At 70.6% G+C, this 25,616-nt stretch carries 25 protein-coding genes; 7 read left to right on the top strand and 18 right to left on the bottom strand.

Annotation, left to right across the window (positions count from 1 at the left end; all coding sequences use genetic code 11):
* The first annotated feature begins 72 nt into the window (after positions 1-72).
* Together HQK15_RS00680 and HQK15_RS00685 are read left to right on the top strand one after the other, a co-directional pair.
* The gene (locus tag HQK15_RS00680) at positions 73-981 is read left to right on the top strand and encodes a hypothetical protein (protein WP_173489522.1); all 909 of its coding nucleotides are present in this window, start codon (positions 73-75) and stop codon (positions 979-981) included.
* A gap of 204 nt (positions 982-1,185) precedes the next feature.
* On the top strand, positions 1,186-1,905 hold the full coding sequence (locus tag HQK15_RS00685; RefSeq protein ID WP_367649009.1) for an NADPH-dependent F420 reductase: 720 nt from the start codon (positions 1,186-1,188) through the stop codon (positions 1,903-1,905).
* 12 nt (positions 1,906-1,917) lie between these two features.
* Here the strand turns inward: HQK15_RS00685 and HQK15_RS00690 are convergent, their stop codons facing one another.
* The 5 genes from HQK15_RS00690 to HQK15_RS00710 form a co-directional block, all read right to left on the bottom strand.
* Positions 1,918-2,712: a transglutaminase-like domain-containing protein gene (locus HQK15_RS00690; RefSeq protein WP_173489524.1), complete on the bottom strand. Its 795-nt coding sequence runs from the start codon at positions 2,710-2,712 to the stop codon at positions 1,918-1,920.
* Between the two features lie 83 nt (positions 2,713-2,795).
* Entirely contained in the window at positions 2,796-3,767 is a 972-nt protein-coding gene (gene meaB, locus HQK15_RS00695) for a methylmalonyl Co-A mutase-associated GTPase MeaB (RefSeq protein WP_173489525.1), read from the bottom strand.
* 13 nt (positions 3,768-3,780) lie between these two features.
* Positions 3,781-5,964 carry a methylmalonyl-CoA mutase gene (gene scpA, locus HQK15_RS00700; RefSeq protein WP_173489526.1) on the bottom strand — a complete coding sequence of 728 codons (2,184 nt, stop codon included), beginning with the start codon at positions 5,962-5,964 and terminating at the stop codon, positions 3,781-3,783.
* Complete coding sequence (locus tag HQK15_RS00705) at positions 5,961-7,769, bottom strand: methylmalonyl-CoA mutase family protein (RefSeq protein ID WP_173489527.1); 1,809 nt, start codon at positions 7,767-7,769, stop codon at positions 5,961-5,963. The genes scpA and HQK15_RS00705 overlap by 4 nt, the downstream gene beginning before the upstream one ends.
* A 63-nt stretch (positions 7,770-7,832) precedes the next feature.
* The gene (locus HQK15_RS00710) at positions 7,833-8,150 is read right to left on the bottom strand and encodes a hypothetical protein (protein WP_173489528.1); all 318 of its coding nucleotides are present in this window, start codon (positions 8,148-8,150) and stop codon (positions 7,833-7,835) included.
* Between the two features lie 130 nt (positions 8,151-8,280).
* On the opposite strand from HQK15_RS00710, the gene serC reads away from it, so the two are divergent.
* The gene (gene serC / locus HQK15_RS00715) at positions 8,281-9,387 is read left to right on the top strand and encodes a phosphoserine transaminase (RefSeq protein WP_173489529.1); all 1,107 of its coding nucleotides are present in this window, start codon (positions 8,281-8,283) and stop codon (positions 9,385-9,387) included.
* A gap of 120 nt (positions 9,388-9,507) precedes the next feature.
* Here the strand turns inward: serC and HQK15_RS00720 are convergent, their stop codons facing one another.
* The 3 genes from HQK15_RS00720 to HQK15_RS00730 form a co-directional block, all read right to left on the bottom strand.
* Positions 9,508-10,026 (bottom strand): gamma carbonic anhydrase family protein, encoded by a 519-nt coding sequence (locus HQK15_RS00720; protein WP_173489530.1) that lies wholly within the window; start codon positions 10,024-10,026, stop codon positions 9,508-9,510.
* A 25-nt stretch (positions 10,027-10,051) separates the two neighbouring features.
* On the bottom strand, positions 10,052-11,491 hold the full coding sequence (locus HQK15_RS00725) for an NCS2 family permease (protein ID WP_173489531.1): 1,440 nt from the start codon (positions 11,489-11,491) through the stop codon (positions 10,052-10,054).
* 84 nt (positions 11,492-11,575) lie between these two features.
* Positions 11,576-12,571, bottom strand: coding sequence for an SdiA-regulated/phytase-like domain-containing protein (locus tag HQK15_RS00730; RefSeq protein ID WP_173489532.1), 996 nt, complete (start codon positions 12,569-12,571; stop codon positions 11,576-11,578).
* Between the two features lie 139 nt (positions 12,572-12,710).
* Between HQK15_RS00730 and HQK15_RS18935 the strand changes: the two genes are divergently transcribed.
* The gene (locus tag HQK15_RS18935) at positions 12,711-13,118 is read left to right on the top strand and encodes a hypothetical protein (protein WP_367649010.1); all 408 of its coding nucleotides are present in this window, start codon (positions 12,711-12,713) and stop codon (positions 13,116-13,118) included.
* Between the two features lie 6 nt (positions 13,119-13,124).
* Here HQK15_RS18935 and HQK15_RS00740 read toward each other — a convergent pair whose 3' ends face one another.
* Both HQK15_RS00740 and HQK15_RS00745 read right to left on the bottom strand, forming a co-directional pair.
* The gene (locus tag HQK15_RS00740; RefSeq protein ID WP_173489533.1) at positions 13,125-14,696 is read right to left on the bottom strand and encodes an MDR family MFS transporter; all 1,572 of its coding nucleotides are present in this window, start codon (positions 14,694-14,696) and stop codon (positions 13,125-13,127) included.
* A gap of 99 nt (positions 14,697-14,795) precedes the next feature.
* Positions 14,796-15,542: a DUF3027 domain-containing protein gene (locus tag HQK15_RS00745; protein ID WP_173489534.1), complete on the bottom strand. Its 747-nt coding sequence runs from the start codon at positions 15,540-15,542 to the stop codon at positions 14,796-14,798.
* 61 nt (positions 15,543-15,603) lie between these two features.
* Between HQK15_RS00745 and HQK15_RS00750 the strand changes: the two genes are divergently transcribed.
* Positions 15,604-17,079: an MFS transporter gene (locus HQK15_RS00750; protein ID WP_173489535.1), complete on the top strand. Its 1,476-nt coding sequence runs from the start codon at positions 15,604-15,606 to the stop codon at positions 17,077-17,079.
* A gap of 16 nt (positions 17,080-17,095) precedes the next feature.
* On the opposite strand, the gene HQK15_RS00755 is transcribed toward HQK15_RS00750, so the two are convergent.
* From HQK15_RS00755 to HQK15_RS00770, 4 genes are all read right to left on the bottom strand, one after another.
* Entirely contained in the window at positions 17,096-17,491 is a 396-nt protein-coding gene (locus HQK15_RS00755; protein WP_173489536.1) for a cold-shock protein, read from the bottom strand.
* Between the two features lie 90 nt (positions 17,492-17,581).
* Complete coding sequence (locus tag HQK15_RS00760) at positions 17,582-18,697, bottom strand: YihY/virulence factor BrkB family protein (protein WP_173489537.1); 1,116 nt, start codon at positions 18,695-18,697, stop codon at positions 17,582-17,584.
* Positions 18,694-19,089 (bottom strand): type II toxin-antitoxin system PemK/MazF family toxin, encoded by a 396-nt coding sequence (locus HQK15_RS00765; RefSeq protein ID WP_367649011.1) that lies wholly within the window; start codon positions 19,087-19,089, stop codon positions 18,694-18,696. The genes HQK15_RS00760 and HQK15_RS00765 overlap by 4 nt, the downstream gene beginning before the upstream one ends.
* A 56-nt stretch (positions 19,090-19,145) precedes the next feature.
* On the bottom strand, positions 19,146-19,688 hold the full coding sequence (locus tag HQK15_RS00770; protein ID WP_173489538.1) for an RNA polymerase sigma factor: 543 nt from the start codon (positions 19,686-19,688) through the stop codon (positions 19,146-19,148).
* 101 nt (positions 19,689-19,789) lie between these two features.
* Between HQK15_RS00770 and HQK15_RS00775 the strand changes: the two genes are divergently transcribed.
* The gene (locus tag HQK15_RS00775) at positions 19,790-20,377 is read left to right on the top strand and encodes a YveK family protein (protein ID WP_173489539.1); all 588 of its coding nucleotides are present in this window, start codon (positions 19,790-19,792) and stop codon (positions 20,375-20,377) included.
* Here the strand turns inward: HQK15_RS00775 and HQK15_RS00780 are convergent.
* The gene (locus HQK15_RS00780; protein ID WP_173489540.1) at positions 20,346-21,941 is read right to left on the bottom strand and encodes an AMP-binding protein; all 1,596 of its coding nucleotides are present in this window, start codon (positions 21,939-21,941) and stop codon (positions 20,346-20,348) included. The two genes, HQK15_RS00775 and HQK15_RS00780, sit on opposite strands and share 32 nt — an antisense overlap.
* A gap of 176 nt (positions 21,942-22,117) precedes the next feature.
* Here HQK15_RS00780 and HQK15_RS00785 point away from each other — a divergent pair, with 176 nt between their 5' ends.
* On the top strand, positions 22,118-22,708 hold the full coding sequence (locus tag HQK15_RS00785) for a calcium-binding protein (RefSeq protein ID WP_173489541.1): 591 nt from the start codon (positions 22,118-22,120) through the stop codon (positions 22,706-22,708).
* A 43-nt stretch (positions 22,709-22,751) separates the two neighbouring features.
* On the opposite strand, the gene HQK15_RS00790 is transcribed toward HQK15_RS00785, so the two are convergent.
* Genes HQK15_RS00790 through HQK15_RS00800 form a run of 3 tightly spaced genes read right to left on the bottom strand, consistent with a single transcriptional unit; the run spans position 22,752 to position 25,585 of the window.
* Entirely contained in the window at positions 22,752-24,176 is a 1,425-nt protein-coding gene (locus HQK15_RS00790) for an exopolysaccharide biosynthesis polyprenyl glycosylphosphotransferase (protein WP_173489542.1), read from the bottom strand.
* Between the two features lie 3 nt (positions 24,177-24,179).
* Positions 24,180-25,151 (bottom strand): glycosyltransferase family 2 protein, encoded by a 972-nt coding sequence (locus HQK15_RS00795; RefSeq protein ID WP_173489543.1) that lies wholly within the window; start codon positions 25,149-25,151, stop codon positions 24,180-24,182.
* On the bottom strand, positions 25,148-25,585 hold the full coding sequence (locus tag HQK15_RS00800) for an FAD synthase family protein (RefSeq protein WP_367649012.1): 438 nt from the start codon (positions 25,583-25,585) through the stop codon (positions 25,148-25,150). The genes HQK15_RS00795 and HQK15_RS00800 overlap by 4 nt, the downstream gene beginning before the upstream one ends.
* Positions 25,586-25,616: the final 31 nt, after the last annotated feature.

Here is a 25,616-nt window from a genome sequence, read left to right on the forward strand (position 1 = left end):
TGGGTTTGTCCGCGCCGGCGCGGACAAACCCAGATTCTTTTCTCCCCGAGCGACTCGCCTAGAGTGAGGCCGGTGAAGTCCAGATGGGTCACGATCCTCGCCGGCGTCATCGCTGTTGTCGTGACCCTGAGCGTCGCGATCGGCCTGTCCTCGCCTGACGGCGTCGTCGCGGGTGCGGGTGACGACAGCCCCTCCGCGCGACCGTCGGGCACCCCGCAAGCCTCCGCCACGACGACCGCACCCGCCACGGCCGAGCCGGAGGAGACCGCCGACCGGGCGCCCCTGGACGTCAAGGGCACCTGGCCGGGACGTCCCGACGGCACCACGGCGTCGGGTCCGACGGTCGACTGGTGCCCCGCGGTGCGGACGACCGGCGCGGCCGAGGCCGAGCAGGTCTTCGGTGCCGAGGCCACCGATGCGGCCGCGTGCGCCGCGGTGCGGTTCATGTTCGAGCAGCGCTACTCGCGCCTGTCGCTTCCCCGCACCTCGTACGCAGCCGGCGACTTCGACTTCGTTCTGCCCGCCCTGACGGCCGCCACGGCACAGACCTATAGTCCCCGGATCGACCGCTTCGTCAGCTCGCCCGGCGACCGGACGGCCGCCGACGACCTCGGCCTGGTGCTCCTGCGGGCCGACGACGGCGGCGGCGCCGACCACGCCCTGGCCGGCGAGGGACGGGTGTTCTACGGTCCGGCGTTCACGACCCGGGGCTATCGCCAGCGGGCCGCGTGGATCAACCCCACGTGGTCGAAGGTCGCGATCCGGGTCGACCGCTCGAAGTCGCAGCCGCGCATCGTCGCGACGTTCACCGCCTCGGCCGCCGTGCCGGTGTTCGACACCGACGACGACACCGACGACATGATGACCGTGCCGACGAGCGCATCGCTGTTCCTGCGGCAGGAGGGCTCCGACTGGCGCATCGGCGGCTGGACGACGATGCGCACCGGCACGGTCGAGTTCGGCGCCCTCGAGCTCCGCTGACGGCGCCACGACGCCGTCCGGACATGAGAGGGGGCCGGCCATCCCCCCGAGACGGCCGGCCCCATGACGCTTGCGCGTCGGTGCCTCTGTGAAAGACCGTAACGAACTTCCGGCGATAAGTGCAGTCTTGACTTTTGGCGAGGAACTAGTTAATTAGGACTACAGGGCCTAGTCCTTCCGAGTACTCCCTCGGGGGACCCCTGGATGCGGAGGCGCTCCCTCGCCTCCGCATCGCCACGTCCGGGGCGGAATGCCCGCCAGGCCTCGGCAGTTGACCCAGTCATGACCACCATCGGACTCATCGGCGCCGGCCACATCGGCAGCCAGATCGCTCGCGCAGCAACAGCACACGGCCACCAGGTCGTCATCAGCAACTCCCGCGGACCCGAGACCCTGACGGACCTCGTCGCCGAGCTCGGCCCCGACGCCCGGGCGGCGACTCCCGAGGAGGCGGCGACGGTCGGTGACCTCGTCGTCGTGACCATCCCGCTCAAGGCGATCTCGACCGTCCCCGTCGAGCCCCTCGTCGGCAAGACCGTCATCGACACCAACAACTACTATCCCCAGCGCGACGGCCACGTCGATGCTCTCGACGACGAGTCCACGACCAGCGCCGAGCTGCTCCAGGCCCACCTCGTCGGCGCACACGTCGTGAAGGCGTTCAACCACATCCAGTCCGACCACATCACCGAGCACGCACAGCCCGCGGGCTCAGCCGACCGCCGCGCGCTGGTCGTGGCGGGTGACGACGAGGCCGCCAAGGCCACCGTCGCGGCGTTCATCGACGAGATCGGCTTCGACGTCGTCGACCTCGGCCCCCTGGCCGAGGGCTGGCGCATCCAGCCCGACACTCCGGGCTACGGCCCGCGGCTCACCGTCGACAGCCTGCGCGCGGCGGCCGAGGCGGCGCAGCGCCGCGGCTGACCGGGCCGACCGTCAGCGCAGCTGGACGAGCGCCTGCAGGTCGTCCTGAGGAAGCTCGTCGACGACCGCGGTGACCTCCATCCAGCGCAGGTCCACGGCAGCCCAGTGCTGCGAGAGGAACGCGGTCTCCGAGGCGTCCTGACCGGTGGCGATCCGTACGAGACTGCTGCGGGGAGCCAACGTCGTCGCGTCGACGACGTTCCATCGTCCATCGATGTAGGCCTCCGCGACAGCGTGGAAGTCCATCGGCGAGAGGCCGGGGGCATAGACCGACACCAGGCGGGCCGGCACGTCGAGGGCGCGGAGCAGGGCCACCACCAGGTGCGCGTAGTCACGGCACACGCCCTTGCGCGCCAGGAAGGTCGCGACGGCACCGTCGGTGGGCTGGCTCGCGCCGGGGACGTACGACAGGCGGTCGCCGACCCAGGAGCTCACGGCGTCGAGCAGGTCCTTGCCGGACAGTCCGACGAACTCCGACTTGGCCGTGGCGAACAGGGTGTCGGACTCGCAGTAGCGGCTCGGACGTCGGTAGGTGATGATGTCGAGCTCGCGGTCGGCGGCGGGGTCGGCGAGTCCGTCGAGCTCGGCCCGGTAGTCGATCGTGACGGGGCCCGTCGGGCCGGTCAGGCGGTGCAGACGGGTCCCGTGCTCACCCACCAGCTCGGTCGGCTCGACCGGCTGGCCACTGGCGATGATCGTCAGCGTCTCGGAGACCACCGGGCTGCCCGCCGCGACGGCGACGGAGAGGACCAGGTCGGCAGGGTTCCAGCAGTGGAGCTCGAGGTGGGTCGTCACAGTTCTCTTCACCGCCTGATCCTGTCACAGCACCGGGGTGGGCCGCCTGCTCGCAGGACGTGACGATCACGACCCCCTCCGGGGGGTTTGAGACGTCAGGAGTCGTACGCCTCGAGGATCTTGTCGGCGGCGGTCGCGGCGGGCATCTCGCCCGAGAGCACCGCCTCGCGGATCTCGGCCCGGACCGACGCGACGGTCGGGTCGGTGCGCAGGCGCTGGTCGAGCTCGTCACGGACGAGGGCCCAGGTGAAGTCGAGCTGCTGCTGCGCCCGCTTCTCGCGCAGACCCTTGCTGCCCATGAACTCGCGGTGCCGGATGATCCGGCTCCAGACCGTGTCGATGCCGGTGCCCTCGACGGCCGAGCAGGTCAGCACGGGAGGCACCCAGTCCTGCGTGCCGGCATAGACCAGACGCAGCGCACCGGCGAGGTCCTTCGACGTCGCCTCGGCCTCCTGCACGCGCTCGCCGTCGGCCTTGTTGACCGCGATCACGTCGGAGATCTCCAGGATGCCCTTCTTGATGCCCTGCAGCTGGTCGCCCGTGCGCGCGATCGTGAGGAACAGGAACGTGTCGACCATCCCGGCGACCGTGATCTCGGACTGACCGACACCGACGGTCTCGACCAGGATCACGTCGTACCCGGCGGACTCCAGGACCGTCATGGCCTGGCTGGTGGCCCGGGCCACGCCACCGAGGGTGCCGGCGCTGGGCGATGGCCGGATGTAGGCGTCGGGGCTCACCGACAGCCGGGCCATGCGGGTCTTGTCGCCGAGCACCGACCCGCCCGTCCGGACGCTCGACGGGTCGACCGCGAGCACGCCGACCCGGTGCCCCTCGTCGATCAGGTGGGTGCCGAGCGCCTCGATGAACGTCGACTTGCCGACGCCGGGCACACCCGAGATGCCGACCCGGATGGCGCCGCCGGCCGCCTCGTTGAGGATGCCAAGCAGCTCGCGGGCCTCGGCCCGGTGGTCGGCCCGGCTCGACTCGACCAGGGTGATGGCACGCGAGATCGCGGCCCGCTTGCCGACCTGGACGTCGTCGGCCAGCTCCGCGACGTCGACCATCAGACCCCGCCCGTCACGGGGCGAGCGTCGTGCGCAGCTTGTCGAGCAGGTCGAGCGCCGAGTCGGCGATGACCGTGCCCGGCGGGAAGACCGCTGCCGCACCCATGTCGATCAACGTCTGCACGTCGTCGGGCGGGATGACACCACCGATGACGACCATGATGTCGGGTCGACCGAGCTCGGCGAGCGACTCCTTGAGCGCCGGCAGCAGCGTCAGGTGCCCCGCCGCGAGCGAGGAGACGCCCACGATGTGCACGTCGGCGTCGATCGCCTGCTGGGCGACCTCCTCGGGCGTTGAGAACAGCGGGCCAACGTCGACGTCGAAGCCCATGTCGGCGAACGCCGTCACGATGACCTTCTGGCCGCGGTCGTGCCCGTCCTGGCCCATCTTGGCGACCAGGATGCGGGGGCGGCGGCCCTCGGCCTTCTCGAACTCCTCGGTCGCCGCGATGACCTGGGCGACGTTGCCGGCCTGGCCGGCCTCGGTGCGGTACACACCAGAGATCGTACGGATGACCGCCTGGTGGCGCCCGTAGACCTTCTCCAGCGCGTCGGAGATCTCGCCGACGGTGGCCTTGGCCCGCGCCGCGTCGACCGCCAGGGTCAGCAGGTTGTCGTCGAGCGAGCCGTCGCTGGCCGAGCCACGCTCCGCGCTGCGGGTCAGGGCCGCGAGCGCCGCGTCGACCTCGTCCTGGTTGCGCTCGGCCCTCAGCCGCTCGAGCTTGGCGATCTGCGAGGCGTAGACGGCCTTGTTGTCGACCTTGAGCACGTCGAGCGGGTCCTCGTCGGCGAGGCGATAGGTGTTGACGCCGATGACGGCCTGCGTGCCTGCGTCGATGCGGGCCTGCGTACGGGCTGCCGCCTCCTCGATGCGCATCTTGGGGATGCCTGCCTCGATGGCCTTGGACATGCCGCCGGCCTTCTCGACCTCCTGGATGTGCGCCCAGGCCCGGTTGGCGAGGTCGTGGGTCAGCCGCTCGACGTAGTATGAGCCGCCCCACGGGTCGATGATGTCGGTCGTGCCCGACTCCTGCTGCAGCAGCAGCTGGGTGTTGCGGGCGATGCGGGCGCTGAAGTCGGTCGGCAGCGCGATGGCCTCGTCGAGGGCGTTGGTGTGCAGCGACTGGGTGTGGCCCTGCGTCGCGGCCATCGCCTCGATGGCGGTGCGGCCGACGTTGTTGAACACGTCCTGCGCGGTCAGCGACCAGCCGGACGTCTGGCTGTGCGTGCGCAGGCTCAGGCTCTTGGGGTTCTTCGGGTTGAAGTCGGCGACGAGCTGGGCCCACAGGGCGCGGGCGGCCCGCAGCTTGGCGACCTCCATGTAGAAGTTCATGCCGATGGCCCAGAAGAAGCTCAGCCGCGGCGCGAAGGCGTCGATGTCCAGGCCCACGTCGAGGCCCGCGCGGATGTACTCGACACCGTCGGCCAACGTGTAGGCGAGCTCGAGGTCGTTCGTCGCCCCGGCCTCCTGGATGTGGTAGCCGGAGATCGAGATCGAGTTGAACCGCGGCATCCTCTGCGCCGTGTAGGCGAAGATGTCGGAGATGATCCGCATCGACGGTGCCGGCGGGTAGATGTAGGTGTTGCGGACCATGAACTCCTTGAGGATGTCGTTCTGGATGGTCCCGGAGAGCTTCTCGGGCGGCACCCCCTGCTCCTCCGCCGCGACGATGTAGAGCGCGAGCACCGGCAGCACGGCGCCGTTCATCGTCATCGACACGCTCATCTCGTCGAGGGGGATGCCCTCGAACAGCTTGCGCGTGTCGTAGATCGAGTCGATCGCCACGCCGGCCATGCCGACGTCGCCGACGACGCGCGGGTTGTCGGAGTCGTAGCCCCGGTGGGTCGCGAGGTCGAAGGCGACCGAGAGACCCTTCTGGCCCGCGGCGAGGTTGCGACGGTAGAACGCGTTGGACTCCTCGGCGGTCGAGAAGCCGGCGTACTGGCGGATCGTCCACGGCTGCGTCGTGTACATCGCCGGGTAGGGCCCGCGCAGGAACGGTGTCAGGCCCGGATAGGTGTCGAGGCCGTCGAGGCCCTCGAGGTCAGCGGCGGTGTAGAGGCCCTCGACGTCGATGCCCTCGGGCGAGGCCCACGGCTCGGCGCCGTCGGTCGCGCGCGCATAGGCGTCGGCGTCGGGCTCGTAGGGCTGCTCCGGATCGAGCGGGAGCCCCTGGAAGCTGTCGGGAATACTCATGCGGTGAGCTCCTCTCGGATCGAGCGGAGGAAGGCGAGCGCGTCGACTCCCATCGCGATGGTCGTGTCTGCCCCCACGTCGGCCTTGCCGGCGAGCACGACGTACGTCGCGCCGGCTCCTCGCAGGGCCGTGACCAGCTCGGAACCCCACTCCTGATAGGCCACGTCGTTGCCGACGAGGCAGACGACCGCCGAGGTGCCAGCCTCGCGGTGGGCCGCGAGGACGTCGTCGACGCCCTCGGTCGGGCCGGCCACCACGGTGTCGACGCCACCGGCGGCGAGCAGGTTGGCGGCGAACGTCGAGCGGGCCGTGAACGCGGCGATCGTGCCCATCGAGGCCAGGAAGACCGGGGTGGACGCGGGAGTCGCCCGCAGCGCCTCGAACTCGCCCGCGTAGCGGTGCACCTCGAGCGGCCGGTCGTACGGACGCCGCTCCGGCAGGTCCTCGTGGAGGTTGGGGAACTCCGAGACGCCGGTGATGGGGCGGCGACGCCTGGCGATCGCGAGAGCCCGCTCCGAGACCGTCGCCTCGACCCGGGTGCGCACGAGGTCGAGCGCGGCCTCGAGGCTGCTGGTCGCGTCGATCTCGCCGAACAGCGCCCACGCGGCGCGAGCCAGGTCGTCGGTCAGCTTCTCGACGGCGTGCGATCCGCCCGCCGGGTCGGTGACCTCGGCGACGTGCGACTCGCTGATCAGCAGGCTCGACGTGTTGCGGGCGATGCGACGGCTGAACGGCTCCGGGAGGCCCAGCGGCTCGTCGAACGGCAGCACCGTGACGGCCGCGGCGCCGCCCACACCGGCGGCGAAGGCCGCGACGGTCGTGCGGAGCATGTTCACGTAGGGGTCGTACGACGCCATCATCGGACGGGACGTCACCGCGTGCTGCATCTGTCCGGCCGCGGCGGTCGTGACCCCGCTGAGCTCGACCACCCGGTTCCAGAGCCGACGGGCGGCACGGAGCTTGGCGATCGTCGGGAACTGCTCGTCGGTCGCGGCGTAGCGAAAGTCGATCAGGGCGGCGGCCTCGTCGACGCTGAACCCCGCCTCGCCCAGCGTGCGCAGGTACTGCGCCCCCGTCGCGAGCGAGTAGGCCAGCTCCTGGACGTCGGACGCGCCGGCGTCGTGGACGGCGGTCGCGTCGACCGTGAGGGCGCGGACCCCCAGCGGCTGGGCCAGCCGTGCGATCTCGACGGCCGCCTCGAAGTCGACCACCCCGCGACCGCGGAAGGCCGCACCGACCGGGTCGGCGCCGAAGCTCGTGCCGGGCGCCGCGTCGACACCCTTGTCGGCGATGACCGCGGCCAGGGCCCGGGCCGCCTCGAGCGGCTCGAACGGTGCGTCGAGGGTGACGGCCGCCAGGTCGACGAACACCGGCTCGAGGATCGTCGCGAGCGCGTCGATCGGCACTCCCCCGGTGCCTGCGGAGATCCAGAGCGAGTTGACGCCGTTCTCGAGGTCGGTCACGACGTCGCGGGCCGTGCGCTCGGCATCGGGGTCGGTGAACCACGCGCGGACGTCCCAGCCGTCGAGCTCGCGCGTCGCGGTGGCGCCCCGGGTGAAGGGAGCCTGGCCCGGCAGGCCGCCGTCCGTCAGCTCGGCGCTCAGGGCCGGGGTGCCGAGCGGGGTGACCGAGATGCCGTCGAGCGTCGTGGTGGCGAGCTTCGCCCAGACGTCGGCGTCGGGTGCGTCGTCGGCGAGCCGGCGCGACTTGCGGAGAACCGCCGCCGTCGCCTTCTCCCACTCGTCCTGGGTGTGCTCGAGTCCCTCGGAGAGGGCGACCTCGACTGCGGGTCCGTCAGATGCCATAGGGGGCATCGTACGAACACCCTGTGACCCCGGCCACTCAATGTGACGAATGTGACGGTCCTGTTACGACGACGACCCGTCGACCTCGACCAGGAAGCCGGCCAGGTCGAGCACCTGGACGTGCTCGGCCGGGGTGGCGGTGATGGGGTAGGCCGTCGTGCGGCGGCGCCCGGTGACCATGAGGATCGTCGTGATGACACCGTCCACGACGCCGTCCCCGTCATCGTCGACGGCGCTGTCGACCGGGTGGTCGAAGCCGTCGGGCAGCTGCGGCAGCAGCTCGTCGAAGTCGGCGGTCAGCGCCGGCCAGCCGGTGGGGTCGCCCACCGCGAAGCCGCCGTCGACCGCGATGTCCTCCGCGCCGTCCACCCAGGTCCACACAGGCTCAACCGTACGGCGACGCGTCCAGCCAGTGCAGCGCGCCGTCCTCGTCGTCGAGCTCAGACCGCAGCAACCGCCCCGCTGCGGCACTCCAGGCCCCGTCTCGACGCGCGGCTGAGACAATGGTGCCGTGAAGATCCCCGCCGAGCTCCTGCCTCAGGACGGACGTTTCGGGTCCGGCCCCTCCAAGGTCCGCGTCGAGGCGCTCGACGCCCTCGCCGCGACCGGCACCTCCCTGATGGGCACGTCGCACCGTCAGGCCCCCGTCAAGGACCTCGTGGGACGTCTCCGCGAGGGACTCAGCACCTTCTTCGCGCTGCCCGACGGCTACGAGGTCGTGCTCGGCGTGGGCGGGTCGCACGCCTTCTTCGACGCTGCGACGTTCGGCCTGGTCGAGCGGCGCTCGCAGCACCTTGTGCACGGCGAGTTCTCCCGCAAGTTCGCGACTGCTGTCGCGGGCGCCCCGTTCCTCGACGATCCCGAGGTGCTGGAGACCGCTGCGTCGACCCACCCGCTCCCCCACGCGACCGCCGGCGTCGACGTCTACGCGTGGGCGCACAACGAGACCTCGACCGGCGTCATGCTGCCGGTCGCGCGGCCCTGCGACGTCGACGACGGGGCGCTCGTCCTGGTCGACGCAACGTCGGGCGCCGGCGGCCTGCCCGTCGACGTCGCCGAGACCGACGTCTACTACTTCGCCCCGCAGAAGGGGTTCGCCTCCGACGGCGGCCTCTGGATCGCACTGATGTCGCCGGCTGCGATGGATCGGGCCCAGAGGGTCAAGGCGAGCGGACGGCACATCCCCGGATTCCTCGACCTGCCGGTCGCGATCGACAACTCGGTCAAGAACCAGACCTACAACACCCCGGCCCTGGCGACGCTCTTCCTGATGGAGCAGCAGGTGCGGTGGATGCTCGACCAGGGTGGTCTCGACTGGGCCGTGACCCGCACGGCCGACTCGTCCTCACGCCTCTACACCTGGGCCGAGGCGTCGTCCTACGCGTCGCCCTTCGTCACCGCCCCGGCCGAGCGTTCGCAGGTCGTCGGCACGATCGACCTCCACGGGGTCGAGCAGGACGCCGTCACGGCCGTCCTGCGCGACAACGGCATCGTCGACGTCGACAGCTACCGGGGTCTGGGTCGCAACCAGCTGCGCATCGCGATGTTCCCTGCGGTCGACCCCGACGACATCACCCGTCTGACGCAGTCGATCGACCACGTGGTCGCCCACCTCTGACGGTTGACCACGGTCCCTCCGCCAGCTGGAGGGGGCAGACGCTCTCCCCGCGGCATCCTTCGTCCGCCCGAGGGAGATCCACCCCGGGCTGACGACAGGTCCCTCGGGAGGACAGCGCTGCTAGGTGACGACGGTCCCGGCGCGGTGGAGCTCGCGATGCTCCTGGTAGATCTCGGCGTTGCGGTGCAGGGTCTCGACCTCGGCGTCGCTCAGCTCACGGCGCACCTTGGCAGGCACGCCCGCGACGAGCGACCGCGGCGGCACGACCGTCCCCTCGAGCACCAGGGCGCCGGCCGCCACCAGCGACTCCGCACCGATCACCGAGCCGTTCATGATCGTGGCGCTCATGCCGACCAGCACGTGGTCCTCGACCGTCGCGCCGTGGATGACGGCGCCGTGGCCGACCGACACCCCCTCGCCGAGGACGACCGGCTTGCCCTTGTCGACGTGGAACACCGCGTTGTCCTGCACGTTGCTCCGCGCCCCGATCGTGATGGGCTCGTTGTCGGCCCGCAGGACCGCGCCGTACCAGACGCTCGCGCCCTCGCCGATCACGACCGAGCCGGCGAGCACGGCGGTCGGCGCGACCCACGCGCCGTCCGCGACCTGAGGGATCTTGTCTCCGAGTGCGATCAGCATGGGGCCAACGTATCGAAGAGTCCGCTCAGCTGACCCACCGCGAGATCGGATCGATCGCGAAGTAGACGACGAACAGGATGCTGATGAGCCACAGCAGCGGCGAGACGGCCGACGCCTTGCCCTTGACGGCCTTGATCACGACGTAAACGATGAAGCCCGCGCCGATGCCGGCGGTGATCGAGTAGGCGAACGGCATGAGCGCGATCGTGAGGAACGCCGGGATCGCGATCTCGTCGTCCGTCCAGTCGATGCCCTTGACCTGGCTCATCATCAAGAAGCCGACCAGGACCAGCGCCGGGACGGCGGCCTCGTTGGGGATGTGCTGCACGAGCGGGGCGAAGAAGGTCGACAGCAGGAACAGCAGGCCGGTGACGACCGACGCGAGGCCGGTCCGCGCACCGTCGCCGACACCGGCGGCCGACTCGATGTACGACGTGTTGCTCGAGACGCCCGCGGCACCACCGGCCGCGGCCGCGATGGAGTCGACCACGAGGATGCGCTGGGCGCCCTCGGGCGTCCCGTCCTCGTCGTTGAGGCCCGCCTCGGCGCCGATCGCCGTCATCGTGCCCATGGTGTCGAAGAAGTCGGCCAGCAGCAGGGTGAAGATCAGCAGCGCCGCGGTCACGAAGCCGACCCGCTCGAACGAGCCGAACAGCGAGAACTCGCCGAGCAGCGAGAAGTCGGGCTTCTCGACCAGGCTGTCGGGCCACGACGGCACGTTGAGGTTCCAGCCCTTCGACGTGGGGTCGCCGTTGCTGCCGGGCACGTCGGCGATCGCCTGGACGATGCCGGCCAGGACCGTCGTGGCCGCGATGCCGATGAGGATCGCGCCGGGCACGCCCCGGGCGTGCAGGGCGATCATGATGAGCAGGCCGATGCTGAAGACCAGCACGGGCCACCCGGCGAGGTTGCCGCCGATGCCGAGACTGACCGGGGGGGCAGCGTTGCCGGTGGTCCGCACGAAGCCGGCGTCGACGAAGCCGATGAACGCGATGAACAGGCCGATGCCGACCGCGATCGCGGTCTTCAGCTGACGTGGCACCGCGTCGAAGACTGCCTTGCGGAAGCCGGTGAGCACCAGCACCAGGATGATGAGCCCCTCGAGGACGACGAGCCCCATCGCGTCGGCCCACGTCATCTGGGTGGCGACCGAGTAGGCGACGAACGCGTTGAGGCCCAGACCCGTGGCCAGCGCCAGCGGGAAGTTGGCGACGACGCCCATGAGGATCGTCAGCAGTCCCGCCACCAGCGCAGTGGCGACCGCGATCGTCGCGAAGCCCGACCCCGGCTCGGTGCCGCCGCCCAGGAAGTTGCCGTCCTGGTCGGCCACGCCCGCGAGGATGATCGGGTTGAGGACGATGATGTAGGCCATCGTCAGGAAGGTCACGACACCGCCGCGCACCTCCCGGCCGATCGTCGATCCCCGGGCGGAGATCTTGAAGTACTGCTCGAGCGTGCGGGTCATGGCACTCCTGGTCGGGCGGGCGTTCGTCGACGAACGAGCATGCCAGACGCCGTCCGGCCGCGACAGCGGTGTGTCGACCCGACGTCAGCGCTGGTGCGTCGCGGCGGCGCTGACGACGCCGAGCAGGACGATCACGAGCGCCGCCCAGAACCACGTGGCCCCGGCGAACCCGCTGCCGCCGGGCGGCGGGGTGACCGTGGTCGTGCCGCCGGCCGGCGTGGTCGCCGCGACCTCGGGCGTCGGCGCCGTGAAGTCCACGCGGAACAGCGGCGATCCGCCCCCTTCGCTGCCGACGAGGAACGTCTTCCCGCCGAGCTCGGTCGCGAGGGTCTCACCCTGGTCTGCGGGCGGGAGGTCGATCGTGTCGACCTCCTTCCACGTCTTCGGGTCGAGGACGAAGGCCCGTGAGTAGTTGCGGGCGATGACGTGGCGGCCGTCGGGGGTGAACGCGGCGTCGGTGATGACGCCGGGGACGGCGCCGTCGAGGGCCGTGACGCGGTTGGGCTGGTCAGCCACCAGGTCGTCGGGGAGCGCGAAGACCTCGCCCCCGAGCAGGCCCTTGGTGAGCAGGTACTTCTCGTCGGTCCTCGGGTTGACGACGAGCGCCTCGACGTCGCGCGGCCCCTCGGGATAGGTGAGGGGATACCGCTTGACCGCCGCCGCCGAGATGTCGGTGCGGCCGAACTCGGGCACCGAGTAGAGCGCGATGTCGCTGCGCTGGCGGTCGTTGTCGCCGGTGTCGGCGACCCAGAGCGTGCCGTCGGCGTCGATCGACAGCGCCTCCGTGTCGACCCACGTCACGACGGGCGTGAGCGTGCCGACCGTCGCGCCGGTCGAGATCTGCACCGCATAGATCGCGGCCGCGCTGCCCGAGTCGTTGATCGTGTAGGCCAGGTCGTCGTCGGTGCGGCTGACGACGAGCCCGCTCGACTCCGTGATGCGGGGATCCTCCAGGCGGCTGACCGGCTCACCGCCGGAGGTGGCGGCATCGGCCTTGTTCGCCAGCGAGCTCACCACGACGATGACGAGCAGCGCGACGAGAAGGCCGGGGATCAGCAGGCGACGGTGACGCGGATTCATGGTCCTCCAGCATGACAGCAGGACGGCGGTCCCACGATCCGGGCGGGTAGTGTGAGGGGGTGAGCGAGCGTCAGCGAACGAATCACGAGGCCATCACGCCGGCGTCCTCGAACCATGCCTGTTCGACGGAGACGACGGCGTGAGCGACGACGACGAGTGGATGATCCAGCAGGGCGACGGTCCTGAGACCATCGAGCGCAAGATGGGGCACCGCGAGATCGCCCGCCTCGAGCGGGCCGCCCGGCGCCACGAGTTCGGCCGCCCTGAGCTCACCGAGCTCGAGATCGGCAACACGACGCACCGCGTCGCCGAGGTCGAGCCGATGGACGTCGACGGCGTCCGCACCATGACCGTCGGCACGATCGTCTGGGGCGTCATCGGCATCGCCCTGCTGCCGTTCCTCGGCACGTTGGAGGAGAACGGCCGCACCTGGTGGCTCTGGACCGCCGTGGCCGGCTTCGGCCTCGGCCTCATCGGCATCGAGTACTGCAGGCGGCGCCGCAACGCGCTGCGGATGCAGCCCGGGCGGCGCCGCAAGGGCGACTGAGTCGCCTCACGCCGTGAGGTCGGCGTCCACGTCGCTTGCCTTGCGGACCGTGGTGCGCAGCGGGACCTCCTTGATCAGCAGGGCCGCCACGAGGCTCAGCACCGCGACGACGGCTGCCACCCCGAAGATCGTTCCGGTCGCGTCGCCGTAGGCGGCGCGGACGACCTCGGCGACCTGCGGAGGCAGGCTCTTGACGTCGAGCAGCGACCCGCCGCCACCCGCGGAGTCGATGCCCAGCGCCGAGAGCTTCGACGTGACGTCGCCCTTGACCTGCGAGGCGAGGATCGCGCCGAGCACCGAGACGCCGACCGCACCACCCAGGGAGCGGAAGAAGGCCACCGTGGCGCTGGAGGCACCGACCTGCGAGACGTCGACGGTGTTCTGCACCGCGAGGACGTAGTTCTGCAGCAGCATGCCCATGCCGATGCCGACGAAGGCGATGAAGGCCATCGCGTGCCACTCCGGCGTGGTGTGGCTGATCGTCGAGAGCAGACCCATGCCGAGGATCAGCGAGACCGAGCCGATGACCAGGAACCGCTTCCACCGTCCGTAGCGCGTGATGAGCTGGCCCGAGAGCAGCGTGCCGAACAGCGAGCCGACCATCAGGGGGATCGTCAGGAGCCCGGCCTCGGTCGGCGTGCGTCCGCCGGCGACCTGGAAGTACTGGCCGATGAAGACCGATCCGCCGAACATCGCGATGCCGACGGCGACGCTGCCGATGATCGCCAGCGCCGTGGTGCGCTCCCGCACGACCGCGATGGGGAGCAGCGGCTCGGGGTGGCGCAGCTCGACCCGCACGACGAGCACGGCGGCCAGGACGGTGCCTCCGAGGAACGCTGCGGTCTGCCACGAGATCCAGTCGAACGAGTCGCCGGCGAAGGTCACCCACAGCAGCGGGAGGCTCGCGGCGATCGCGATGAGGACCGCACCGACGTAGTCGAAGTTGACCTTGCGGCGCACCGTGGCGATGCGAAGGTACTTCTGCAGCACGATCAGGCTGATGACCGCGAGCGGCACGCAGACGAAGAACGTCCAGCGCCAGCCGAGCCCGGGCGTGTCGACGATCAGGCCACCGAGGAGCGGGCCGCTGACCGTCGCGACCGCCATCGTGGCGCCCATGTAGCCGCTGTAGCGGCCACGCTGGCGCGGCGGGATGATCGAGCCGATGATCGACTGGGCGTTGGCCGTCAGACCACCCATCGCGATGCCCTGGACGACTCGCATCGAGATCAGCTCGGGCAGGTTGCGCGACAGGCCCGCCAGCATCGATCCGATGACGAAGATGACGATCGAGATCTGGACGAGCGCCTTCTTGTTCATCAGGTCCGAGAGCTTGCCCCAGATGGGCGTCGACACCGTCATCGCGAGCAGCGAGGCGGTCACGACCCACGTGTACTGGGTCTGCGACCCCTCGAGGTCGGCGATGATCGTCGGCAGCGCGTTCGACACGATCGTGCTGCTGAGGATGGCGGTGAAGAGGGCCGCGAGGAGGCCGAACAAGACCTCCATGATCTCGCGGTGGCTCAGCTCGTCGCCGCTGGCAGACGTCTGGGGGGCGGTCTCGGTCTTTAGTTGCATGCTGCAACCATACGTCTGGAAGTGTCCGCGGGCAAGTCGCGAACGCCCCACGTGAGCGGACTCACGTGGGGCGTCGGGTGCTGCGGGGACGAGCGAGGCCTAGAGGCCCTCGACCTCGTCGCGGGTGAGGGTGTCGAACACCGGGTCCGGGAGCTTCTGGGCGCTCGCCGCTCGGCTCAGGCGGGCACCTGAGTGGGCGCCGCAGCCGTGGTCGAACGACACGACACGGCCGTCGTCGTTGGCCATGCCGTTGGCGCAGACGCCGAACCGCTCCGAGAGCGGGCCGGCGAGGCTCACCATGAAGCCGCACGAGTGGCACACGCCCGAGGCCTGCTGGGCGATCGGGGCGTCAGGTCCTTGATCACCCTCCTGCCAACGCTCGGCGGCCATCTCGCGGCCCTCGAACGAGAGCACCCACTCGCGGCCGAGGCCGACCTCGCGGGCGAAGAACCGGTCGGGAGTCTGCTCGTCGCCGTCGCCGGCCGCCCACGAGGGCACGAGGCGCGCGTCGTCCTCGTCGGGCGGCAGGACGTCGCCCGGGCTCAGGTCGCCGGGGCGGATGCGATCGCGGTAGGGCGTCCAGGCCGGGGCGACGATCGCGTCGTCGCCGGGCAGCAGGACGACGTCGTTGACCGTGATCTCGTCGCTCTCGGGCGCCCGCGAGATGCTGACCGACCAGTACCACCCCGTGTAGCCCGGCTTCAGGCACGCGAAGTGGTGCGAGACGAGTCGCTCGCCGTCCTCGACGACGCGCAGGTGGTCACCGACCGTGCCGGCGTCGGCGGCGCCGTCAGCAGCCGCGCGGGCGGTGTCGACGGCTGCGGACAGCTGGGCATCAGTGGGCATTCCTCAATTGTGACCCATGTCTGGGCGCGCGCGCTTCTCGGGGTGAGGCAGGATTGATGACATGGAGGAACCGGAGGGACCGTACGACTACGCGCGTGACCCCGCGAACGACGAGGGGCAGACGCGTCCCGGCACTCCCCCGCCGTCGGGCATCGCCCGCACCGCCCAGGGGGTCGGTCGCCTGTCGCGCGGCACGGCCCGCGCCGTGGCCAAGGGCAGCACTGCCGCCTTCACCGGAGCCCGGCGGTTCACCCACTCCGGAGGCGCCGGCGAGAGCGGCTTCTCGCGGCTGCTCGAGCTGCACGCGTTCAACACCGCCGGAGACGCCGCCGTCGCCATCTCGCTCGCCGGCACGCTGTTCTTCACCGTCCCCACCGGCGAGGCCACCGGGCAGGTCGCCCTGTTCCTGGTGCTCACGATGCTGCCGTTCGCCGTCGTCGCCCCCCTCATCGGCCCGTTCCTCGACCGGTTCCGTCGCGGTCGTCGCTGGGCGATCGGTGCCACACTCGCGATCCGGGCGTTCTGCTGCTGGGTCCTGGCGGGTGCCGTCGCCGACGCGTCCCCCGCGTTCTACTTCGCAGCCCTCGGCTGCCTCGTGTCGTCCAAGGCCTACGGCGTGACCCGCGCGTCCGCCGTCCCGCGGCTGCTGCCCGAGACGTTCACGCTGGTCAAGGCCAACTCCCGGATCTCGCTGACCGGCACGGGGGCCGCGGCGATCTCGGCACCGCTCGCCGTCGGTGCCGCCACGATCGGCGCCGACTGGGCCCTGCGCTACGCGGCCCTGCTGTTCGCGGTCGGCACCGTCCTGGCGATCCTGCTGCCCGAGAAGGTCGACTCCAGCGAGGGCGAGGAGCAGGTCGACCTGACCCCGCACACCTCCGGGCCCCAGAAGGGCCTCAGCATCACCCGCGCCGTCGTCAACGCGCTGCGCAGCAACTCGGGCCTGCGGCTGCTGTCGGGCTTCCTGACGATCTTCATGGCGTTCACGCTGCGCGAGCCACCCGCCTCGATGGGCTGGGACTACAACGCCACGATCCTGCTCGGCCTCGTCGTCGGCGGTGCAGGTGCCGGCAACACGATCGGCACCCTGATCGGCTCGGCCGCGAGCTCCCGTCGGCCCGAGCAGGTCGTCATCGGCGTGCTGGTCATCGACGTCGTCGTGCTCGCCACGGTGGGCGTGTTCTTCACCTGGTGGACCGCAGTGATCCTCGGCCTGACCGTCGGCATCTGCCAGTCGTTGGGCAAGCTCAGCCTCGACGCGCTGATCCAGCGCGACGTGCCCGAGCGCGTCCGCACCAGCATGTTCGCCCGGTCCGAGACGCTGCTGCAGCTGGGCTGGGTCACCGGCGGCCTCATCGGCATCGGCCTGTTCACCCTCGACGCGACACCGCAGATCGGCTCGCTCGTCATCGGCGCGCTGCTGATCGTGTGGTTGGCATTCGTGGTGACCAAGGCGCGCCGGCCCGATGCCGCCCCGGCGGCTGCGCCACAGCCGCCGTCGTACGACCCCGAGAGCCAGCAGACCCGCCGGTTCTAGGCGGTCGTGCGGTCGGTCAGAGCTCGAGCTCGGTCGCCACGGCGCGCAGCACCTGCGCGATCGGCTTGGCCTTCTTGGCGTCCGGGTGACGGCCGTGACGGTAGCCCTCGCCGACGACGTCGAGCATCCGGATGAGGTCCTCGACGATGACAGCCATCGCCTCGGGGTCCTTGCGACGGGCCTGCGACTGCGAGCGCGACACCGAGCCGACCGGGTCGAGCACGCGGACCTGCAGGGCCTGGTCGCCCCGGCTGCCCTGGACGATGCCGAACTCGACCCGCGTGCCGGCCTTCAACGTGGTGACGCCGGCGGGCAGGGCGTCGGAGCGCACGTGGACGTCGGGTCCGTCCTCCTGGGTCAGGAAGCCGAAGCCCTTGTCTGCGTCGTACCACTTGACTTTGCCCGTGGGCATGATGCCACCTTCATGTCGCTCGATCAGGACGACCACTGGTCGTGCAGCCAGCCTAGTGGGCGGCACACCACGCCGTGAATTGCGGGACCGTCAGGGCCGGTCCGACGGAGCGTCCTGCGGCTGCGGCTCCACGCGATCGAGCGGCACCGTCCGCTCGATCCGCTCCGTCCGGTCGGCGTGATCGATCGGCTCCGTGCGGTCGACGTGCTCGCGCGGCGTGCGCTCCTCGAACGTCACCTCGACGGACTGGAAGCCCTTGTGCCGCTGCGACTTGGCGTAGGCGGCGTAGGCCTTCTGGTCGGCGTCGGTGAGGATCACGTTGTCGGTGAAGGGCGTCAGCAGCGCGCGCGGGTAGAGGCGCCGGCGCCTCACGACGTTGACCTCCAGACCCAGCACCACCATGATCGACGCGATGTAGATGAAGGCCATCAGGCCGAGGACCAGCGCGAACGTCTGGTTGACCTGGTCGTCGGCCTTGCCGATCACCTCGCGAACGTAGGTGTTGCCGACCCACTGCAGCCCCTGCCACAGGACGCCCGTGACGAACGCCCCCGGCAGGACGGACCGGAGCTTGGCACGCCCCAGGCTGACGAGCCGGAAGATCGCCGCGAAGATCATGACCGTGAGCAGGAAGCTGGCCACCTGCACGAGCCGCTCGAGGGTCGGCTCGAGGTTCGTCCCGATCGCGTCGGGATTGGACAGCACCGACGTCACGATCGCCAGGGCGAGGATGCCGAGGCCGCCGATCGACAGGAACGCCAGGCTGCGCAGCCGCAGGAGGAACGGGTTGGCGCGACTGTTGCGCGGTACCGACCACGCGATGTTGGCAGCGTTCTGGATCGCCTGGCCGAGCCCCATCGCACCGTACGTGGCGGTGAGCCCACCCGCGATGATGGCGCCGGTGCTGCCCTGCAGGCCCTCGGGCCTGCCCAGCTGGTCGCCGATGATCGGGAACTGGCTGAGCGCGGAGTCGATCAGCCGGTCCCGCAGGGCGTCGTCACCCTGCAGCACGAAGCCGAGGATCGACGTGCTGAGCAGCAGGAGCGGGAAGATCGCGATGAACGCGTAGTAGGTCAGGATCGCCGACAGGTAGGCGCCCTGGTCGTCGAAGTACTTGTAGACGACCGCGATCGGGAAGCCGACGACCGGGTGGCGGCGCTGGAACCGGTCGATCCGTCCGACCGGACGCGGCCCCTCCTCGCTCATCCCTGGACCAGTCGTGCAGGCAGGTGCGGCTGCAGCGCGGCCACCACGGCGTCGAACCGCGGACGGTCGAGCACAGCACCCTCGCGGCGGACGCCAGCCGGGTCGACGACGAGGAACCGGTTGAGGCGCACCTCGCTGGGTCGTCCGGCCGGGTCCCACGGACCGGGGCCGAGGTCGAACCAGAACCGTCCGTCCCGCGCCTCCTGCTCGTGGTCGCGGTCGTGGTCCTTCGACGTCATCATCAGCGCGACCAGCGCGGACGCGTCGCGGCCGATCAGCAGGACAGGTCGGTCCTTGCCCTGGCTCGGATCGTCCTCGAACGGGACCCACGTCCACACGACCTCGCCCGGGTCGGGCTGCCCGTCCGGATGCGGGTCGTAGGCGATGTCCACGCGACAACCCTGCCACAGGCCACCAGCAGTGGTGAGTCACCCGGACCGCGACACCGTCAGGCCGCCTGAGACCGAGCGAGGTAGGCGGCGCGCAGCCCTGCTCTCGCGCGATGACCCAGCGCCGACACGGCGTTGGGCGTCAGGCCCAGCTCGCCGGCTATCTCGTGCGGCCGGCGCCCCTCGACCTCGAGCTGCCACAGCACCTGGCGCCAGCGCGGTGGCAGCGAGCGGCACGCAGCGCGGACGGCGTCGTCGTCGACCTCGTCGACCCCGACGACGTCGGCCACCGGGTCGAGATCGGCCAGCAGGTCCCAGCGTCGAGCAACGACGCGTCGCCTGGCCGCCTCGTGCCGGACGGCCGTGAGCAGGTAGGCGCGGAACGACGTCACGGGCCCGCGGCCGTCGGCGACCTGGGCCAGCACCCGGGCGAAGGCCTCCGCCACGACGTCGTCGACGTCGTGACGCGCGGAGAGTCGACGTGCGACCCGGACGGCGACCTCCCGGTGGCGCACGAACAGGAGCCCGAAGGCCTCGCGGTCCTCGGCTCGTGCGCGCATCATGAGCTCGGTGTCGATGGTGGTGTCGGGATCGGCGTCCATGGCACCAGTTATCGCCGACCTGCCGGTCGACCACCAGCCCCCCGGACCCCGCCTGTGGACAACTCCGCGCCCCGGCCGACGGTCGGCACGACACTGGCCGGGTGGAGACCTTGACCCTCACCGAGCTGAGCCGTCGGACGGCACGACACTGGCGCACGCTCCTCGTGGGCGCCTGTGTCGGCCTGGCCGCCGGCGTGGCGATGCACGTCGTGATCCCGACCCGCTTCGAGGCCGTCGCCGTGGTCCGGGTCGATGCCGCCGACCCCGCCCTCGTCGACATGGCGGCCGAGGAGGCGCTGGCGTCCTCTCGGCGGGTCTCCGCGGAGGCCCTCGACGCCCTCGGCGAGCCGCAGCTGTCGATCGACGGGCTCGAGCAGGCCGCCACGACCCGCAGCGTCGACAACTCCCGGGTGCTGCACGTCACCTATCGCGCGTCCACCCCCCAGACAGCGGCACGCGGCGCCGACGCGGTGTCGAACGCCTACCTCGCGGTCCGGTCCGTCGACGTCGCCGGGACGGGGCACCGACCGACCTCCACCGCCGAGGTGGTCGATCCCGCCCGAACCCCCACGGCTCCCGTTGGTCCCGGCGGCGCCGCGACGACGCTCGCCGGGCTCGTGCTGGGGCTGCTGCTGGCCGTGCCGCCGGCCGCGCGGCCTACTCGAAGTCCGGCAGCTCGCGCTTCATGACCTTGCCCGTGGGGTTGCGCGGCAGCTCGTCGAGGAACATCGTCCGCGCCGGCACGGCGAAGCGGGCGACCCGCTCCTTGGCGTACGCCTTCAGCTCGTCCTCGCTGACCGAGCGTCCGTCCTTGACGACGACGTAGGCCGCGAGCACCTGGCCGAACTTCGCGTCGGTGATGCCCGTGACCACCACGTCGCTGATGTCCGGGTGCTCGATGAGGGCGTCCTCGAGCTCGCGAGGGAAGACGTTCTCCCCGCCGGAGATGATCATGTCGTCGTCGCGGCCGGAGACGAAGAGCCGGCCGTTCTCGTCGAAGTGCCCGACGTCTCCACTGTTCATCAGACCGTCGGCGAACGACTTGGTGTTGCCGTCGGTGTAGCCGCCGAACGGCATGTCGTTGCCGACGTGGATGACGCCGGTCTCGCCCTGCGGCACCTCGGTGCCGTCGGGCCCGAGGATCTTGACCGTCGTGCGGAACGGCGGGGTGCCGGCCGTTCCGGGGGCCTCCCGCAGGTCGGTCGGGCTGGCGATCGTGACCCACCCGGTCTCGGTCGCGCCGTAGAAGTTGTAGACCGAGTCGGTGAACAGGTCCATGTAGTGGTTGGCGAGCTCGCCGGCCAGCGCCGACCCGCTGCTCGCGGTGATGCGCAGCGACGAGACGTCGGCCTGGGCGATGACGTCAGGATCGGCGTCGACCATGCGTTGCATCATGAGCGGGACGACGACAAGGGCCTCGGCCCGGTGCTGCTCGACGTCGCGGATGACCTGCAGCGGGTCGAAGCGGCGCCGCAGGACGTAGGTCGGTGCCGTCGACAGGTTGAAGGCGAAGTTGATCAGGCCCCAGGAGTGGAACAGCGGCGCAGCGATGACGATCGTGGAGTTGCCGCGGTAGGGGATGGCGCCGAAGAAGGCGATGAGGGGCTTGAGGTCCTTCGGCTCCTCACGGCGCGCACCCTTGGGCAGGCCCGTGGTTCCCGAGGTGAAGATGATGATCTGGCCGTGGCGCGCAGGCTTGGGATGGCCCTTGGTGGGCTGGCCCGCGGACAGTCCCGCGACGGTCGGGATGTCGCCCGGCGCATCGGGGTCGGCCCACCCCAGCACGATCGTCGATCGGTCGACGTCACCTGCGACGTCGAGGAACTCCTGGTCGACGATGACGCACGAGGCGTCCTCTCGCTTCGCGAGCTCGCCGAGCTGCGAGCGGCTCGCCATCGTGTTGAGCAGCAGCACCCGTCCGCCGGCCTGCATGATGGCCACGATCGAGACGATCATGTGCCGGTGGTTGCGGGCGAGCACGGCGATCGAGTCGCCCGGCTCGACGCCCCGGTCCTTCAGCGCCTGCGTGAACTGGTTGATCTGGTCGGCCAGCCCGGACCACGTGATCTCGCCGGCGTCGTCGATGATGGCGGTCTGCTTCGGGAAGCGCTTGGCCGCGGCATTGACGCCCGACGGCAGGCCCGGACCCCACTTGGCCAGCTGCAGCCCCGCGCCGATCAGCCGGTGCGGAGGAAGCGGCTTGAGCATCCCGATCCGACGAAAGACCTTCAGGGTGTAGCCGAGCTCAGACATGCTTCTCCGTTCGGGATGCGGTGTCTCGACGGTAACCGCTGCCGAGACGACCTCGAAAGTGTAACAACGAGTTACAGGACACGGTGTCTAAGGAGCCTCTCATCACCGGCTCATCACGACCTCATCGTCGACCGGTCACATGGTCTCGACACCACCTCACCGACTGGAGACCTCACATGCGCACTCGAACCCGTACGACCGCCCTCATGGCCGTGGCCGGCCTCGGCCTGACGACCGTGGCAGCCCTGGGCCTCGCGGGCCCGGCCTCCGCCGCGACCTACGAGTGCCGCGGCGTCGCTGCCACGATCGTCGGCACGACCGGCAGCGACGACATCGACGGCACGTCGGGCCGCGACGTGATCGTCGCGCTCGGTGGCAACGACGACATCGACGGCCACGGCGGCAACGACCTCATCTGCGCCGGCTCGGGCCACGACGACGTCGACGGCGGCTCCGGCCGTGACACGATCTGGGGCCAGTCCGGGCACGACGACATCGACGGCGGCTCCGGCAGCGACCGGATCGACGGCGGGACCGGTCGCGACGAGATCGACGGCGAGTCGGGTCACGACCGCATCTGGGGATCGGCCAGCAACGACGAGCTCGCCGGCGGCTCCGGCAACGATCGCATCAGCGGCGGCAGTGGACGCGACCTGCTCGAGGGCGAGCGTGGTTCCGACCGCCTCGACGGCGGCTCCGGCAAGGACCGGGTCTACCAGGGCGAGAAGCCGGATCACGACGACGATGACGATCACGACGACGACTGAGCAGCTGCCGGCATGCCCCTGAGGCCTGGCGCCGGGTCAGCTCCTAGTGCGCACCGTCGCGGGCCAGCACGGCCCGGACGGTGCGCGCGAGGATCGCGAAGTCCAGGCGCAGGTTCCAGTTGTTGACGTACTGCAGGTCCATGCGGATCGACTCCTCCCACGAGAGCGCCGAGCGTCCACTGACCTGCCACAGGCCGGTGAGGCCCGGCTTGACGTGCAGCCGCCGCCACACCCACTCGCTGTACTGCGAGGTCTCCGACGGCAGCGCCGGGCGGGGGCCGACCAACGACATGTCGCCCTTGACGACGTTGACCAGCTGCGGCAGCTCGTCGATCGAGGTCTTGCGCAGGACGTGGCCGAGCCGGGTGATGCGCGGATCGTTCTTGAGCTTGAACAGCGGCCCGGCACCCTCGTTGTGGGAGCGCAGCGCGTCGAGCCTGTCCTCGGCGTCGACCACCATCGTGCGGAACTTCCAGATCGTGAACGGCTCGCCGTCCTGGCCGGATCGCTCCTGCTTGAAGATCGCGGGGCCGCGCGAGCCCAGGCGGATCATGACGGCGACCGCCAGCAGGAGCGGGGAGAGCACGAGCAGGGCCACCGCGGCGGATGAGCGGTCGAACAGCGACTTGACCGCCAGAGACATCAGGTGGTCGTTGGGCGCCCGCAGCGACAGGGCGATCTGGTCGCCGACGCGTCGCGGCCGCAGGTACTCGACGTGGTCGTTCATGTCGGCGACGACGAGGCACTCGACCTCGGCCCGCTGCAGCGCCCACGCGAGGTGGCGCAGGGCGGGACTCGCGAGGGCGCGGCCGCTCGCGATCACGACGGACGTCGCCTGACGCTGGGCCACGGCGGTGAGGACCTCCCGCACGACCTCGGCGAGGCCGTCGTCGGAGACCGAGCCGGCCGGAGCCAGCTCGTGCGGGGAGCGCCACGAGCAGGTCGCCACGACGTTGACGTCGCCACGACCGGCCCAGCGGTCCTCGAGCCGGCGGACCGACTCGACCTGCCCGACGAGGATCGTCGGCGTCCGGCGCAGCAGCTGTCGGTGCACGAAGGCAGAGCCGGCCAAGACAGCCGGCGCCGCGAGGATCGCGACCGCCGACTGGCGCGTGAGGTCGGTGTTCTGGACGTCGCCGATGACGAAGGCGAGGGAGAGAACACCCAGCACCTCGATGAAGCGGATCGCCGGCTTGAACGATCGCGCCCGGTCGAAGGCCGGGAGTGCCGCGAAGCTGTAGAGGAGCCACGCCGCGACGATGCTGACCACGGTCGACTTCCAGGCGATCGGCAGCGCGAAGTGGCGGTCGGCGAGGTACCACGTGACGGCCAGCGCTCCCGCGTAGCCGGCCACTCCCTGCCGCAACAGGGCTCGGGGAACGCGACCCAGGCCGGCACGGCGTGCCGCGCGGGCCTCCAGATCGGTCTGCAGCCCCCTCAGCGGCGTGTTGACGTTCATCACGGCCATGACTCAGATGCCCTTGCCGACGAGGTTGGCGACCCGGGCGATCGCATCGGCCGAGAGCAGCCGGAACGAGATGAGCAGACCCAGCCAGGCCCGCACGTTGAGTCGCTGCAGCCGCAGCGCCTGACGCAGCCAGGTCCGCGCGGCCTTGCGCTGGCCGGCCGCGGCGAGGGCGAAGCCGATCTGCGAGCTCATCCGGGCGAGCGCGGCCGGATCGGTTCGCAGCTCGGTGTGCTTGTCGAGCAGATAGGTGAGCCCCTCGGCATACTGCGCCCACTTGCCGTAGAAGAACGACTGGCCCGACCAGCGGACCGACACGAGCGGCTCGTTGACGAGCCGGATCGGCGCGAGCTGGGACGTCGTCAGGAGCACGTCGTAGTCCTCGCCGTAGGCGCCCGGGAGGCTCTCGTCGATCATGCCGACGCGCTCGACCAGCACCTGGCGCCGGAACACGAAGCTGCTGGAGTGCAGCCCCGCGATGCGGTCGCGCACCAGGTCGTCGTGCGTCACCAGCGTCAGGGGGACCGGACGCTGGTGGATCGTGCGTCCGTCGTCGACCTGCATCGCGGTGCCCACGAGGCCGACCTCGGGGTGCGCCGCGAAGACGGCCATCTGGGCAGCGAGCTTGCCGGGCATCCAGTGGTCGTCGTCGTCGAGGAACGCGACGAAGTCGTGGGAGGCCTCGACGATGCCGGTGTTGCGGGCACCGGCCAGTCCGCGGACGCGCTCGTTGGACACGGCCCGCAGCGTGCGGTCGGGCCCGGTCTCGACGGGCGGCAGATCGGGCTCGCAGGCGTCGAAGACCACGATGATCTCGATCTGACCCGCGTAGGTCTGGTCGACGATGCTCTGCACGGCCTGCCGCATGAGCTCGGGACGACGATGGGTCGGGACGACGGCGGTGACCGCCGGGAGCCCGTCGGTGGTGGCCCCGGACCGCTCGACGGCGGTGTCGGGGCGACGATCGGCGGCGATCACTCCTCCGACTCCGCGAGGAAGGACCGCAGCATCGAGCTCGATGTGTGGCGCGTGTAGGGGAAGTAGACGACGTCGACGCCGAGCTCACCCATGGTGCGCTCGAGGCGATAGCCCTTCGGCGTGCCCTGCCAGTCGTTGCCCTTGAAGATCGCGTCGAACGGGCGCTGCTGCCACACCGCGACCTTGTCCTCCGACCGGTCGATGATGACCTCGTCGACGATGCCCAGGGCCGAGATGATGTCGATGCGCTCGTCGCACGGCACGACCGGGAGCCGGCCCTTGAGGTTCTCGACGTACTCGTCGCTGCCGACGCCGACCACGAGGTGGTGGCAGTAGTTGCGGGCGCGCCGCAGGAGGTTGAGGTGTCCGACATGGAACATGTCGAAGACGCCGCTCGAATAGCCGACGTCGTACTTGGGGCGTGCTTCAGTCACTGGGGTTCCATGCCTTCACTCGGTGTTGCCA

Origin of the sequence: Aeromicrobium stalagmiti (assembly GCF_013283745.1) — a bacterium.
In the GTDB taxonomy this organism is placed as follows: Bacteria; Actinomycetota; Actinomycetes; order Propionibacteriales; family Nocardioidaceae; genus Aeromicrobium; species Aeromicrobium stalagmiti.

Excerpts from the sequence above, each read along its gene's own strand:
- HQK15_RS00685 (WP_367649009.1), top strand. The coding sequence starts at position 1,186 with ATGCGGAGGCGCTCCCTCGCCTCCGCATCGCCACGTCCGGGGCGGAAT.
- meaB (WP_173489525.1), bottom strand. The coding sequence starts at position 3,767 with ATGGTCGACGTCGCGGAGCTGGCCGACGACGTCCAGGTCGGCAAGCGG.
- scpA (WP_173489526.1), bottom strand. The coding sequence starts at position 5,964 with ATGAGTATTCCCGACAGCTTCCAGGGGCTCCCGCTCGATCCGGAGCAG.
- HQK15_RS00705 (WP_173489527.1), bottom strand. The coding sequence starts at position 7,769 with ATGGCATCTGACGGACCCGCAGTCGAGGTCGCCCTCTCCGAGGGACTC.
- HQK15_RS00720 (WP_173489530.1), bottom strand. The coding sequence starts at position 10,026 with ATGCTGATCGCACTCGGAGACAAGATCCCTCAGGTCGCGGACGGCGCG.
- HQK15_RS00725 (WP_173489531.1), bottom strand. The coding sequence starts at position 11,491 with ATGACCCGCACGCTCGAGCAGTACTTCAAGATCTCCGCCCGGGGATCG.
- HQK15_RS00730 (WP_173489532.1), bottom strand. The coding sequence starts at position 12,571 with ATGAATCCGCGTCACCGTCGCCTGCTGATCCCCGGCCTTCTCGTCGCG.
- HQK15_RS00740 (WP_173489533.1), bottom strand. The coding sequence starts at position 14,696 with ATGCAACTAAAGACCGAGACCGCCCCCCAGACGTCTGCCAGCGGCGAC.
- HQK15_RS00745 (WP_173489534.1), bottom strand. The coding sequence starts at position 15,542 with ATGCCCACTGATGCCCAGCTGTCCGCAGCCGTCGACACCGCCCGCGCG.
- HQK15_RS00750 (WP_173489535.1), top strand. The coding sequence starts at position 15,604 with ATGGAGGAACCGGAGGGACCGTACGACTACGCGCGTGACCCCGCGAAC.
- HQK15_RS00755 (WP_173489536.1), bottom strand. The coding sequence starts at position 17,491 with ATGCCCACGGGCAAAGTCAAGTGGTACGACGCAGACAAGGGCTTCGGC.
- HQK15_RS00760 (WP_173489537.1), bottom strand. The coding sequence starts at position 18,697 with ATGAGCGAGGAGGGGCCGCGTCCGGTCGGACGGATCGACCGGTTCCAG.
- HQK15_RS00770 (WP_173489538.1), bottom strand. The coding sequence starts at position 19,688 with ATGGACGCCGATCCCGACACCACCATCGACACCGAGCTCATGATGCGC.
- HQK15_RS00780 (WP_173489540.1), bottom strand. The coding sequence starts at position 21,941 with ATGTCTGAGCTCGGCTACACCCTGAAGGTCTTTCGTCGGATCGGGATG.
- HQK15_RS00785 (WP_173489541.1), top strand. The coding sequence starts at position 22,118 with ATGCGCACTCGAACCCGTACGACCGCCCTCATGGCCGTGGCCGGCCTC.
- HQK15_RS00790 (WP_173489542.1), bottom strand. The coding sequence starts at position 24,176 with ATGGCCGTGATGAACGTCAACACGCCGCTGAGGGGGCTGCAGACCGAT.